This is a genomic window from Streptomyces sp. CNS606, assembly GCF_000426325.1.
Genome location: NZ_AUFD01000011.1, coordinates 59,031 through 71,340, shown reverse-complemented (window position 1 = coordinate 71,340; position 12,310 = coordinate 59,031). Strand labels below are relative to the sequence as shown.

General features: G+C 71.1%; 12 protein-coding genes. 4 read left to right on the top strand and 8 right to left on the bottom strand.

From position 1 onward, the window contains the following. Positions 1 to 85: 85 nt before the first annotated feature. The 3 genes from K304_RS28095 to clpS form a co-directional block, all read right to left on the bottom strand. Positions 86 to 1,672, bottom strand: coding sequence for an alanine/glycine:cation symporter family protein (locus tag K304_RS28095; protein ID WP_051308164.1), 1,587 nt, complete (start codon positions 1,670 to 1,672; stop codon positions 86 to 88). Between the two features lie 264 nt (positions 1,673 to 1,936). Beyond that, entirely contained in the window at positions 1,937 to 2,542 is a 606-nt protein-coding gene (locus tag K304_RS0109025; protein ID WP_027763481.1) for a DUF2017 domain-containing protein, read from the bottom strand. Then, positions 2,542 to 2,853, bottom strand: a complete 312-nt coding sequence (clpS, locus tag K304_RS0109020; protein WP_027763480.1) for an ATP-dependent Clp protease adapter ClpS — start codon at positions 2,851 to 2,853, stop codon at positions 2,542 to 2,544. The genes K304_RS0109025 and clpS overlap by 1 nt, the downstream gene beginning before the upstream one ends. Positions 2,854 to 2,959: 106 nt before the next feature. On the opposite strand from clpS, the gene K304_RS0109015 reads away from it, so the two are divergent. Further along, complete coding sequence (locus K304_RS0109015) at positions 2,960 to 4,288, top strand: nicotinate phosphoribosyltransferase (RefSeq protein WP_027763479.1); 1,329 nt, start codon at positions 2,960 to 2,962, stop codon at positions 4,286 to 4,288. Positions 4,289 to 4,354: 66 nt separating this feature from the next. Continuing rightward, positions 4,355 to 4,948: an isochorismatase family protein gene (locus K304_RS0109010; RefSeq protein ID WP_027763478.1), complete on the top strand. Its 594-nt coding sequence runs from the start codon at positions 4,355 to 4,357 to the stop codon at positions 4,946 to 4,948. Positions 4,949 to 5,053: 105 nt separating this feature from the next. Here the strand turns inward: K304_RS0109010 and K304_RS0109005 are convergent, their stop codons facing one another. Next, positions 5,054 to 5,443 (bottom strand): hypothetical protein, encoded by a 390-nt coding sequence (locus tag K304_RS0109005; protein WP_486591614.1) that lies wholly within the window; start codon positions 5,441 to 5,443, stop codon positions 5,054 to 5,056. 185 nt (positions 5,444 to 5,628) lie between these two features. Continuing rightward, complete coding sequence (locus K304_RS0109000; protein WP_078528813.1) at positions 5,629 to 7,908, bottom strand: immune inhibitor A domain-containing protein; 2,280 nt, start codon at positions 7,906 to 7,908, stop codon at positions 5,629 to 5,631. 403 nt (positions 7,909 to 8,311) lie between these two features. Here K304_RS0109000 and K304_RS0108995 point away from each other — a divergent pair, with 403 nt between their 5' ends. Further along, on the top strand, positions 8,312 to 8,596 hold the full coding sequence (locus tag K304_RS0108995) for a hypothetical protein (protein ID WP_027763475.1): 285 nt from the start codon (positions 8,312 to 8,314) through the stop codon (positions 8,594 to 8,596). Between the two features lie 28 nt (positions 8,597 to 8,624). On the opposite strand, the gene K304_RS0108990 is transcribed toward K304_RS0108995, so the two are convergent. Next, complete coding sequence (locus K304_RS0108990; protein ID WP_027763474.1) at positions 8,625 to 9,281, bottom strand: RDD family protein; 657 nt, start codon at positions 9,279 to 9,281, stop codon at positions 8,625 to 8,627. A 132-nt stretch (positions 9,282 to 9,413) separates the two neighbouring features. Continuing rightward, positions 9,414 to 10,979, bottom strand: a complete 1,566-nt coding sequence (locus K304_RS0108985) for an RDD family protein (RefSeq protein ID WP_027763473.1) — start codon at positions 10,977 to 10,979, stop codon at positions 9,414 to 9,416. Positions 10,980 to 11,283: 304 nt separating this feature from the next. Between K304_RS0108985 and K304_RS28090 the strand changes: the two genes are divergently transcribed. Beyond that, positions 11,284 to 11,709 carry an SsgA family sporulation/cell division regulator gene (locus tag K304_RS28090; protein WP_037789707.1) on the top strand — a complete coding sequence of 142 codons (426 nt, stop codon included), beginning with the start codon at positions 11,284 to 11,286 and terminating at the stop codon, positions 11,707 to 11,709. Between the two features lie 28 nt (positions 11,710 to 11,737). Here the strand turns inward: K304_RS28090 and K304_RS0108975 are convergent, their stop codons facing one another. Beyond that, positions 11,738 to 12,229: an Lrp/AsnC family transcriptional regulator gene (locus K304_RS0108975; RefSeq protein WP_027763472.1), complete on the bottom strand. Its 492-nt coding sequence runs from the start codon at positions 12,227 to 12,229 to the stop codon at positions 11,738 to 11,740. Between the last annotated feature and the right edge of the window lie 81 nt (positions 12,230 to 12,310).

Sequence of the window (12,310 nt, the reverse complement as noted above, 5' to 3'; positions counted from 1 at the left end):
AAGCACAGGCCCGGTGGGCTCCCCGTGGGGTGCTCACCGGGCCTGTGCCTGGTGGGGCGTCCTCCCGGCGGTGCCGGGCGGGCGGTCAGACCGACGTGGCGCCGGCGAACCCGGGGCCGCCCTGGCCGGGGACGGAGTCCCGGGGCTCGGAGGCCTCGATCTGCTCGTCGGTCTCCCCGGCGTCGCGCCGGCGGACGTACTCCAGGACCCGGCGCAGCTCGCGCTTGACGACCGGGGCCAGGAAGTACAGGCCGAGGATGTTGAACACGGCGGCCAGGAAGAGGAACGAGTCGGCCATCGTGACCAGCGAGCCGAGGGACATCAGCGCACCGGAGACGACGATGGTGCAGAAGAAGACCTTGTAGATCAGCTCACTGGCGCGGCTGCGGCCGAAGAGGTAGGTCCAGGCCTTCAGTCCGTAGTAGCTCCACGTGATGATCGTGGAGATGGCGAACAGCAGCACCGCGACGGTGAGGACGTACGGGAACCAGGGGATGACCGTCTCGAAGGCGTCCGAGGTCAGGGCGACGCCGGACTCGGGAGCGGCACCGGTGGCGGCCTTCTCGCGGGCGTCGAGGAAGCTCTGCGGCTGGGCGATGATGATCGTCAGGGCCGTCATGGTGCAGATGAAGACCGTGTCCAGGAAGGGCTCGAGCATGGCCACGAGACCCTCGGTGGCGGGGCGCTTGGTCTTCACCGCGGAGTGGGCGATCGGCGCGGAGCCGATGCCGGCCTCGTTGGAGAAGGCGGCGCGGCGGAAACCCTGGATGATCGCGCCGACGATGCCGCCGACGACGCCCTGCGGGCTGAACGCGCCTTCGAAGATGGCGCCGAAGGCGTCCGGGACGGCGGTGATGTTGAAGGCGATGACGATGACACAGGCGGTCACGTACAGGATCGCCATGCTCGGGACCAGCTTGCTGGTGACCGCGCCGATGGACTTCATGCCGCCGATGAGGACGAGGGCGACGACCGCGGCGATGAGCAGGCCGAAGAAGAAGGCGCCGCCGGAGCTGGTGAAGACGCTGTCGTCCTTGCCGGTGACCGACTGGAGCTGCTCGAGGCTCTGGTTGACCTGGAAGAGGTTGCCGCCGAAGAAGGTGAAGAACAGCAGCGAGACGGCGGAGCCGACGGCGAGCACCTTGCCGACGCCGGCGAAGCCGCGCTCGGCCATGCCCTTGCGCAGGTAGTGCATGGGGCCGCCGGAGACGGTGCCGTCGGCGTGGATCTCGCGGTACTTCACACCGAGGGTGCACTCGACGAACTTGGTGGCCATGCCGAGGAGACCGCAGAGGATCATCCAGAAGGTGGCGCCGGCGCCACCGATGGTGACGGCGATGGCGACACCGGCGATGTTGCCGAGACCGACGGTGCCGGACACCGCGGAGGTCAGCGCCTGGAAGTGGCTGACCTCGCCCGGTGCGTCCTTCTGCTCGTACTTGCCGCGTACGAGCCTGAACGCCACCTTCAGGTGGCGCAGCTGGGCGAAGCCGAAGTAGGTGGTGAAGACCAGGCCCGCCACCACGAGCCAGGCGACGATCCAGGGGAAGTCGTATCCGAAGAGGTGGACCTCGTAGAAGACGACCTCGGCCATCCACGTGGCTATGGGCTCGGTGAAGTCGCTGATCGCCTTGTCGACGGACTCGAGGAACGAGGAGTCAGTGTTGGCCATGGAATTCCTCTGGCAGTTTCGGCCGCCTGGGGGTGCGGGCTGCGTGCGTGCGGAGTTCACCGGGGGCTGGCAAATCTCGCGTGTGTTGGGGGAGTTCCTACCACGCAGAGCGACATACGTCGCGTGACACACATCACACTTGCGCATAACAGCCGGATACACTCGCCATAAACCATGCCAAAGCGGACATGATGCGTCGGATAATCGTGTAGGTGGCACGATTATCGGGCACTTCGGGTCACCCAGCGTGGCAGCGCGCGCCGCTCAGTCCGTCAGCGTCTCCACGAGGGTCTCCTGGAGCGCGCCGAGCCACAGGTAGGCCATGACCATGGGCTTGCGCGGGTCGGAGTCGGGGAGGGTGTAGAGGCCGCCGCCGTCCTCGTCGTCGGTGACCTCCAGGCGGGCGCCGATGGCCAGCCGGAGGTCGTTGAGGGCGCCGAGCCACTGACGGGAGTCGTCCGGGGCGAGGCGCAGCACGGCGCCGCCGTCACCCTCCGGAGTGAGGGCGTCCAGGGCGCGGACCATCGCGAGGGCGTCGTCCCGCTTGCGCGCCCGCAGGTCCAGTTCGGTGTAGCGCCGGAACTCGGCGGAGGCGGCCCGCGCCTCGGTCGCCGCCTCGGCGCTCGCGGGTTCGGCTCCGGGGTCGCCGTAGGCGTCGGGGAAGAGCCGCGCGAGCGCGGGGTCGGTCGGCGGCTCGCTGGGCCCCTCGGCGAAGAGTTCGGCGAGCGGGTCGCGCCCCTGCGCGGGCTCGTCGCCGGGGCCGACGAGTTCCATGAGCTGAACGGCGAGGCTGCGGAGGATGGAGATCTCCACCTCGTCCAGCGCGACCGCGGCGCCGCCGTCGGCGGTGGGCTCGAACTGTCCGGCCATCAGCGGTCCTGGGTGAGGGTGGCCCACAGGCCGTACCCGTGCATGGCCTGCACGTCGCGCTCCATCTCCTCGCGGCTGCCGGTCGAGACGACGGCCCTGCCCTTGTGGTGGACGTCCATCATCAGCTTCTTGGCCTTGTCCTTGGGGTAGCCGAAGTAGCTCTGGAAGACGTAGGTCACGTAACTCATCAGGTTGACCGGGTCGTTGTGCACGAGCGTCGCCCAGGGGACGTCCGGCTCGGGTACCTCGACGGGCGCCTCGCGTGACTCCGGGCGTTCGATCTCCGTGGGTGCGACGCTCACGTGTCCCATGCTGCCACCCCCCGGGGGCCGTCGCGCAAACGGCTCCCCGGACGAGGCGGCGCGACACCGCCCCCGGATATCGTCACTCTGACGAGATATGGGGTAGCATCATCGTATGGACACAGGGGATCTGGGACTGCCGGTGCCGGTGCCGTCCACGGCGCTCTTCACCGACCAGTACGAGTTCACGATGCTTCAGGCCGCGCTGCGTGGTGGCACGGCCGACCGCCGCTCCGTCTTCGAGGTCTTCACCCGGCGGCTGCCGGAGGGCCGCCGCTACGGCGTCGTCGCCGGCACCGGGCGGGTGCTGGACGCCATCGAGAACTTCCGGTTCGAGGAGAAGGTGCTGCGCTTCCTCCGCTCGCACGGGGTCGTCGACGGCCCCACCCTCGACTGGCTCGCGGACTACCGCTTCCGGGGCGACGTGTACGGCTACCCGGAGGGCGAGGTCTACTTTCCCGGCTCGCCGATCATGCGGGTGGAGGGCACCTTCGCGGAGTGCGTGCTGCTGGAGACGGTGATCCTCTCCATCCTCAACCACGACTCGGCGGTCGCCGCCGCGGCCTCCCGCATGGCCGTCGCCGCGGGCGGGCGGCCCCTGGTCGAAATGGGCGCCCGGCGCGCGCACGAGCTGGCCGCCGTCGCCGCCTCGCGCGCCGCCTACCTCGGCGGCTTCGCCTCCACCTCCGACCTGGCCGCCGGCTTCCGGTACGGCATCCCCACCGTCGGCACCAGCGCGCACGCGTTCACGCTGCTGCACGACACCGAGCGGGACGCCTTCACCGCGCAGGTGAAGTCGCTGGGCAGCGGCACCACGCTGCTGGTCGACACCTACGACGTCGCCGAGGCCGTCCGCACGGCCGTGGAGGTCGCCGGACCGGGACTCGGCGCCGTGCGCATCGACTCCGGCGACCTGCTGCTGGTCGCCCACCGGGTACGGCAGCAGCTCGACGACCTGGGCGCCACCGACACCAGGATCGTGGTCACCAGCGACCTGGACGAGTACGCCATCGCCTCACTGGCCGCCGCACCGGTGGACAGCTACGGCGTCGGCACCCGCCTGGTCACCGGCAGCGGACACCCCACCAGCTCGATGGTCTACAAGCTGGTCGCCCGGGCGGACGGGGACGGGCCGGACGCCCCGATGCGCTCCGTGGCGAAGAAGTCGACCGGCGGCAAGACCTCCATCGGCGGCGCGAAGTGGGCGGCCCGGCCGCGCGACGCGGCCGGCGTCGCGGAGGCGGAGCGCATCGGCACCGGCCCGGTCCCGGAGGAACTGGCCGGCGTGACGCTGCAGGTGCCGCTGGTGCGCGGCGGCGAGACGGTCGGGCGCGAGCCGCTCGACGCCGCGCGCGACCGGCACCGACGCGCCCTGGCGGGGCTGCCGATGTCCGCCACGCAGCTGTCGCGCGGCGAGCCGGTGCTGCCGACCGAGTACGTCTGAGCAACCGCAGGGTCCGTTTCGGCCGAGGAGACTCGAGGGCCGAGGAGTTTCGAGGAGGGTGCACTGATGCACCGGGCACTGATCGTCGTGGACGTGCAGAACGACTTCTGCGAGGGGGGCAGCCTCGGCGTGGCCGGCGGCGGGGACGTCGCCGCCGCCATCACCGAGCTGGTCGGCGACGCCGCCGCGGGCTACCGCCACGTGGTGGCCAGCCGGGACATGCACATCGAGCCGGGGGACCACTTCGCGGAGACCCCGGACTTCGAGCGCTCCTGGCCGCGGCACTGCGTGGCCGGCACGGAGGGCGTCGGCTTCCACCCGCACTTCGCCCCCGCCGTCACGGCCGGCGGGGTCGACGCGGTCTTCGACAAGGGGCACTACACCGCCGCCTACAGCGGCTTCGAGGGCGCCGACGAGCACGGGACGTCGCTCACCGACTGGCTGCGGGCGCGGGACGTGACCGAGGTCGACGTGGTCGGCATCGCGACGGACCACTGCGTCCGGGCGACGGCGCTGGACGCGCAGGCGGCGGGGTTCCGGACGCGGGTGCTGCTGGAGCTGACGGCGGGAGTGGCCGCGGGATCGACGACACGGGCCCTCCAGGAGCTGCGCGCCGCCGGCGTGGAGCTCTCCGGAACGCCCGTCCTGCGGAGCAGCTAGGAACCGTCCGGCCGCCCCGAGGGCCGGGAGGGCCTGCCAGAGGGCCGTCTCCGGCCCTCCGGGGGCGGAGACGGCCCTTGGGCCGCCCGGCGGTCGCGGGGACGGTCAGGCGGTGCGGAGAAGGGCGGCTATGGGCTGCCAGGACTCCGTGTCGTCGTGGGGCCGGGCGCGCCAGACGAGGCCGTCCGGGTGGTGCAGGACGGCGGTGACCTCGTCGGGCGTCGGCGGCTCCGCGTTGCCCCGCAGGTACACCGCGCGCATGCCGAGGTTTCTGAGCCTGGTCAGCGCCCTGGCCCGGTTGACCGCGTGGACCAGGACCCGCACCCGCGGCTCGTCCTCGCCGCCGGGGTGCCAGGCCGCCGCCCGTACGGTGTGCGCCGCGTCGGCGTGGGCGGACCAGCGCTGCGGCCGCCCGTCGGTCTCCTCGACGGGGGCGGGCCGCTGCCGCCAGGGCCAGGCGCCCGCGGCCGCCGGGAGCCCGCTGGGGCGCGGCACCGGCAGGGACAGCGCGACGATCACGCTGCCGTCCGGCAGCCGTACGAATCCGCCTCCGGCCATGATCAGGTTCTCCCCCGTGGTCGTGGTCTTCCGATGGGCTTACAGGAGGCATCTATAGCGCGGATCGGCCGCTGCCCGCCAGGGGCAACGGCCGATCATGTTTTGACCTGCAACGATGCAAATCAGCGCGTGGACGGACCCACCTGGACGGTCATCGTCTTGCCGCTGAAGGGCTGCTTGACGATGGCGATGCGGGTGTTGGTGTCGGGCACCTTGACGCTCGACTCCGGGTTGGTCTCGTACCAGTACTTACCCTTGTGGTCGTCGAAGACCGGCTTGCCCCACTTCGGCCAGACGAACGTACGTTCGCCGTCGTTGTGGAGGGCCATGCCGCCCGACGGGTACCAGCTGAAGGCCGAGTCGTAGCCCTGGATGCGCGGACGCATCAGGGTGTCGTCGTTCCAGCGCTCCGGCTTGGCGTGCGCGTCGATGGGGAGGATCAAGCCCTCACCTGCGTGCTGACCGACGTTGTTGTCCTTCTGGGAGGTGTCCCAGAGCCAGACGAGCATGCCGCGCTGGTAGGCGTAGCGCTCCACCCAGTCCGGCTTGTCGGTGGCCCAGCCGAAGTTGTACGGGCCGGTACGCAGCGACTCGTCGTAGCCGGCGTACTGGCGGTTCTCGACGATGTAGAACTGCGGGTACGACTTGGTGAAGGACTCCTCGATGCGCGAGAAGCCGTCCGTCGTCCAGCCGTTGTCGCCGTCCTCCGCGCCGTCCTCGAACACCACGGCGCCGTCGGCGGTGATGCTGAGAGCGTCGGCCGCGAAGCCCTTGGGGGCCACGCCGCCGTCCGTCTGGTAACGGAAGCGAAGGTCGAACTTCTGGCCTGCAAAGGCGTCGAGGGAGTACGCGAGGTCCTTGTACGCGCCCGACTGACCGTGCAGCGCCGGACGGTCGCCGCCGTCCCGCGGGATCGGCTCGCCGTCGACGGTGCCGTCCAGCACCGTCCAGTTGTCGCCGCCGTCCGTCGACACCTCGGTGTAGAGGTAGTCGTAGTTGGCCTCGATGTCGTACCAGCCCTTGAAGTCCAGCGAAGCGCTGGTCTTCCCGGTCAGGTCGACACTGCGGGTGAGCGTGTTGCTCAGGTCGTCACCGCTGCCGCTCCACCACTGCATGCTGCCCTCGGCGGGCTTCACGATGGTGGTCGTCTTCTCCTTGTCCGGGAGTTCGACGATCAGCGCCTGCGGGTTCTTGGTGTTGTAGTTGTGCACGCCCAGCTTGTGGGTGGACTTCGTGGCCGCCTTCGCGGTCTCGTAGTCCAGCCAGCCCAGCTGGAACTTGTCCCAGGCGCTCAGGTCGCCTGCCCAGTCGCCGATCGAGTCCTCGCCCTTGTTCAGCCAGGAACCCGACGACATCAGGGACCAGAAACCGACCGAGTTCTCGCCGGTGCCGGAGGTGTCGTAGTGGTCCGGCAGACCGAGGTCGTGACCGTACTCGTGCGCGAAGACGCCGAGGCCGCCGTTCTCCGGCTGGACGGTGTAGTCGCCCACCCAGATGCCGGTGTCGCCGATCTGGGTGCCGCCGGCCTGGTTGTACTCGGGGCCGGTGCTGCCGACGTCGTGACCGTAGGCGTACCAGCGGTGGGCCCAGATGGCGTTCTCGCCCTGCGCGCCGCCGCCGGCCGACTCGTCCTCACCGGCGTGAACCCACTGGAAGTGGTCGATGTAGCCGTCACGCTCGTTGAAGTTGCCGTCACCGTCGAAGTCGTAACGGTCCCACTTGTCGTACTCGGCGAGCATGTCCGCGATCTCGGCGTCCGTCTTGCCGGAGGCCTTCTGGCCCTCGACCCAGGCGGTCACGCCGTGCTTGATCGCGTCCCACACCGTGGAGCAGGTGGTGTCGCCGCAGTAGTTGGAGCCGTAGCGGGCCTCGTTGTACTCGACCTTGACCCAGTCCGAGACCTGGCCCTCGACCGAATAGCGGCCCGAGGACTGCTTCTCGTAGAAGCTCTTCAGGGAGCCTTCGCCCTCGCCGAAGTAGATGTCCTCGAAGTGCTTCTGGTCGAAGTCCTCCTGCCAGTAGGTGGAGTTGTCCTTCGACCGGTCCGGCTCGGCGATCTCGTTGTGCACGGGGCCGGCTTCGCCGCCGTACTCCGGGTCGACCTTGTCACCGAACTCGATGAGCACGGTGAAGATCTTGTCGGTCTTCTCCCGCTGGAGCTCGACGTACTTGTTGTCGTCGAGCTTCATGACCCGGGAGCCGTTGCGCTGGAAGGTCTCGGCCTTGCCCTTGTCGCCCTCCCCGGCGGCCAGCTTCTCCAGGGCGACCTGCTTGCTCTGGCGCTGCTGCTTGCTGAACGGACCGTCCAGGTTGTGCGGGTGCTCATGCCCCTCGACCTTGGCCGGCTTGCTCTGGGCGTCCGGGTTGGCTTCCGGCTGTGCCTGAGCCGATGTGGCTGGCATCAGAACGGCCGCGCCGAGCGCGGCAACCGTGGTGACCAGGGCAGCCGACCTCGATCTTGTGGATCTCCGTCTGCTGTTCACTTGCTTGTGTCCTCCCCTGCAAGCGCTGAGACTTGACGACGGTATTCGACCGGAGTATCGCGGAAAAAGACAGCCCTTGATTCGTTATCGACCGCACAGTAAGTTGCTGTGCTCTGTGTTGGCATGGACGAGACACTGGGACAGCCGTGCGCCCGTGCGCCCCTCGTGCACCGCGGCGTGACCGAGGTCATGCTTCGCCGGGGTGCGGGACGGGCATCTCGCCGTAGGAGCCGTTCTGTGGCACGCACTTCGGGCCGAAGGGGCGTTCGCCGGGCGGCCCGGACGGACCCCGACCACGATCTCCCCTCAGGACGGACACGCCATGCCGCGCCCGACTGCCGCACAGTTCGCCTACGGTGCCCTCACGGTCGTTCTCGCGACCCTCGCCATGCTGCTCCTCTCCCAGACCCGTTCGGGAACGGGCATCGTGGTCATCGCCGTGGCCGCCCTGAGCCTCGGCCTCCTGGTCTCCTGCACGGCCGCGGCCCGCACCCCGTCGGGCCGTTCCGTGCCCGCCCGTACGGCCCCCGCTCCCGCTCACGTTCCCGAGCGGACCGCCGCCCGCTCCGAGCCGGCCTACCGGACACCCGCCTCGCTGCGCCGGTGACGCCCGACCGCCACGTCAGTCCGCCACGTCAGTCCGCGACGACCACGACGGTCTTCGCCGCCTTGTCGTGCAGACACTGGTGGTAGGGCTTGTCCCAGGTGCAGTACAGAACGTTGATCAGCCAGAAGAGGAAGCCCAGACAGGGCACCAGCGCGGGAATGCTGTAGACCGCCGCACGCACCCAGCCGGGCGTGCCGTGCGGCGCCGCACCGTCCTGGAGCACCGCCACCCGGATCTTCATCAGCTTCTTCCCGACCGTCTGGCCCGAACGCGTCAGCATCAGACCCTCGTAGAGGAAGTACACCAGCGTGTAGAAGCCGCCCTGCCAGTACTGCGTACCCGCGTCGTCGTAGGAGTCGAAGCCGGACACGAGCCCGGTGACGATGCCGACCGGGATGCCGACGATCAGGGCGTCGACGATGCGGGCGAGCAGGCGTTTACCGCGCGAGCCGAGCGGCGGCATGCCGGCGAGGGGGTCGGCGCCGCCGCCGTAGGGATCGCTGTACGGAGCTCCCGGCGGCGCGCCCTGCGGCGACGCGTACGGGCCGCCGGGTGGCGGCGGGGGCGGCCGGTCGGGCGGTGGTTCGCCGGGCGGCTGCTCACCGGGGGGCGGACCGCCGGACCCCGGCTCGTCCGGCTGCGGCCTCTTGCGGAAGGGGTCGTTCTCCGGCTGCTCCGTGCTCATGGCACGAGTCGACCCCGCACCGGACGCCTCCGCATCCGGCGCGTGGCCGTTCGGGGGTACCGCGCTCCTCCGAAGGGATGGCGGACCGTTCGCCGGCGGCACCTTCAGCAGACGCCTCCGGCCCGCCGGGCGTCAGCGGTCGGCGACGAAGGTGCGCGCCGCCTTGTCGTGCCAGCACTGCCGCCAGGGCCGGTCGAAGAGGCACCACAGCACGTTCACCACGCCGAGCACCACCAGGGACAACAGGCTGTACGTCAGCCAGCGCCGCAGCGCCGCCCCCGTGCCCGGGGTGTCCTGCCCTTCGACGTCGAGCACCTGGAGACCGAACAGCTTCTTGCCCGCCGTGCGGCCCCACTTCGCGGTGGGCAGTGCCTCGTACAGCAGGCCGAACAGCAGGAAGGCGCCCAGCACGACGGCGAGGTGGACGCCGGTGGTGCCGTCGATCAGCCAGACGGTGCGGGTGACGCCGGCCTGGTTGGTGGCCTCGATCTTGTCCTGGATGTGCTCGGTCGCCTTGCCCACGAAGGGGAATGCCACGGCGCCCGTCACGGCGGAGACCACCAGCCCGTCGACGATCCGTGCGCCGAGCCGTTTGCCCAGGCCCGCGGGCCGGGCCTCCTGCACCGCGTCGGCGAACGGGTTGGCCGCCGGGGGCCGCCAGGGCGCGACGCCGTCCTGGCCGGAAGCGGCCACGCCGGGCTGCTGCTCCCAGGGCGGCCGTTCCGTACCCTGCGGGGCGTGCTGGGTCTGCGGGGCCTGGCTGCCGTACTGCTGCGGGACACCCTGCTGCGGGTGCGGCGCCTGGTACGCCTGCTGGGCCTGCTGGGCCTGCTGGGCCTGCTGCTGCGCATGCGGGGCCTGTTGCTGGACCTGCTGGTACGCGGGGGCCTGGTGCTGGGGGTGCTGGGGGTGCTGCGGCTGGTGCTGATGCTGCTGCGGGGGGTGGCCCTCGACCGGAGCAGCCTGCCGGGCGGCGTCCGCGACGGCGCCGTACTGGAAGACGTCCGAACGGCGCAGGCCGACGGTGTGCTCCGGCTGGGCCGCGGGGCGGGCGCCCTGCTCCTCCTGGGGGCGCGGCATGCGGATGCCCACGGTGTGGTCGGGCGCCGCTTGGCCTCCGCTCCCGGCCGGAGGCGGCGTGCCCCCGGTCTGCTCCTGCGCCTCCCACGCGGCGCGCGGGTCCTGCCCGCCGCCGTGCGCGGACTGCGCGGACTGCGCGGGCTCCTGCGGTGCCCCCCAGGAGAGGTCCTGCTGGTCCGCGCCGAACCCGGACTGCCGGCCGGGGTCGGCCTGCCAGGCCGTGGCGGCCTCCGGCTGGTTGCCGTGCAGGCGGCGCGGGTCGTTCCAGTCGGCGTACGGCGCCGCGTCCGGTCCGGGCGCGGCGACCTCGCCGCGGCGGCGCACCTCGGGCAGCGCCGAGGAGCCGCTGCTCGCACGGCCGAGGTCGATCTCGTCGCTGTCGTCCTCGTCCTCGGCAGGCGCCTCCGACTCGGGTTCGGCGCCGCGCGGGGCCGGAACGTTCCCGCCGGTCTCGGCGGGCGGGGCGGGCGCGGGCTCGCCCGGCCCCGGCGCGGGCCGGCTGGTGCCCGCCACCCAGGCGGTGCCGTTCCAGTAGCGGATGTACCCGGGGATGGAGGGATCCGGGTAGTAGCCCGGCACCGGGCTGCCGTTGGCGGATCCTGCGGAGGGGGCACTCATCTGTCCGGGTCCCGTATCTCTTCGACCGATCTGGCGGTATGTGGACGTGGGCGGCGACTTCGTCCGCGCGCGCGTGCGTGAACGGCGTTGCGCGGAGTCCACATCTACCAGAAGCCGCCGACGGCGTGGCCCCGCCCTCAGGGAGCTGTGAACGTTCCGGCGGAAGTCTTCCGGGCGAATCTCGAGATTTCTCGCCGAAGTCGCGTAACGATACGCGCTCCACGTCCTCTCATCAGTGCGGGCTTCGTACGGTCGCCGCCGGAGGAGGCCGCCACCGCCAGGCGTGAGAGAGGGAGCAGACGACATGGACGACAGGGAAGCGACGATCGAACGGGAACTCGACCTGCGGCTGGTGCTGTCGCCGGACGACGGCGCCACGGTGCCGGCGCGGCTGCGCTACCACACCGACGACCCGTTCGCGGTGCACGTCTCCTTCCACATCCACTCCGACGCACCGGTCCACTGGACGTTCGCCCGCGAGCTGCTGATCGAGGGCCTGTTCCGGCCGTGCGGCCGGGGCGACGTACGGGTGTGGCCGACGCGGGCCGACGGCCGGCAGGTGGTGTGCCTGGCCCTGTCGTCGCCGGACGGCGACGCGCTGCTGGAGGCGCCGGCGCACGCGGTCTCGGCCTGGCTGGAGCGGACGCTGCGCGCGGTGCCGACGGGTTCGGAGACGGAACGGCTGGGTCTCGAACAGGGCCTGGAGGCGCTGCTCTCCCCGGAGTCGTGAGCCGCGCGGCGGGCGCCGGGCGGCCGGCTCAGCCCGCGGGCGCCGTCTCCGGCCCCCCGGAGGCGGCCTGACGGACGAGCGGGACGATGCGCAGCGGCACCGGGTTCTCCATCACGATCGCGGTGGAGGCGCGCACGATGCCCTCGATGCCCACCACCCGGTCGATGACGCGCTGGAGGTCCGCGTTGGACTGGGCCACCAGGCGGCACAGCATGTCGCCGTGCCCGGTGGTGGTGTGCAGCTCGAGCACCTCGGGGACGGTGGCGAGGTGGGCCCGCACGTCGGCGCCCTGTCCCTGGCGGATCTCCAGAGTGGCGAAGGCGGTCACCGGATAGCCCACGGCGGCCGGGTCGACGTCCGGGCCGAAGCCGCGGATCACTCCGGTGGACTGCAGCCTGTCCAGCCGGGCCTGCACCGTGCCGCGGGCGACGCCGAGCCGGCGGGAAGCCTCCAGCACGCCGATGCGCGGTTCCTCGGCAAGCAGTTCCAGCAGCCGTCCGTCCAGCGGGTCGATCGCCATGACCCCTCCTCGCACTGCGCATCGTGTACAGATACGCGCCTGATACCGCCGTTCGACTGTACATGTTGCTCAGTGATCGCG

Bases quoted from the DNA above. Each gene is read 5' to 3' on its own strand.
- K304_RS28095 (WP_051308164.1), bottom strand. From the start codon at position 1,672: ATGGCCAACACTGACTCCTCGTTCCTCGAGTCCGTCGACAAGGCGATC.
- K304_RS0108975 (WP_027763472.1), bottom strand. From the start codon at position 12,229: ATGGCGATCGACCCGCTGGACGGACGGCTGCTGGAACTGCTTGCCGAG.
- K304_RS0108985 (WP_027763473.1), bottom strand. From the start codon at position 10,979: ATGAGTGCCCCCTCCGCAGGATCCGCCAACGGCAGCCCGGTGCCGGGC.
- K304_RS0108995 (WP_027763475.1), top strand. From the start codon at position 8,312: ATGCCGCGCCCGACTGCCGCACAGTTCGCCTACGGTGCCCTCACGGTC.
- K304_RS0109010 (WP_027763478.1), top strand. From the start codon at position 4,355: ATGCACCGGGCACTGATCGTCGTGGACGTGCAGAACGACTTCTGCGAG.
- clpS (WP_027763480.1), bottom strand. From the start codon at position 2,853: ATGGGACACGTGAGCGTCGCACCCACGGAGATCGAACGCCCGGAGTCA.
- K304_RS0109000 (WP_078528813.1), bottom strand. From the start codon at position 7,908: ATGCCAGCCACATCGGCTCAGGCACAGCCGGAAGCCAACCCGGACGCC.
- K304_RS28090 (WP_037789707.1), top strand. From the start codon at position 11,284: ATGGACGACAGGGAAGCGACGATCGAACGGGAACTCGACCTGCGGCTG.
- K304_RS0109015 (WP_027763479.1), top strand. From the start codon at position 2,960: ATGGACACAGGGGATCTGGGACTGCCGGTGCCGGTGCCGTCCACGGCG.
- K304_RS0108990 (WP_027763474.1), bottom strand. From the start codon at position 9,281: ATGAGCACGGAGCAGCCGGAGAACGACCCCTTCCGCAAGAGGCCGCAG.
- K304_RS0109025 (WP_027763481.1), bottom strand. From the start codon at position 2,542: ATGGCCGGACAGTTCGAGCCCACCGCCGACGGCGGCGCCGCGGTCGCG.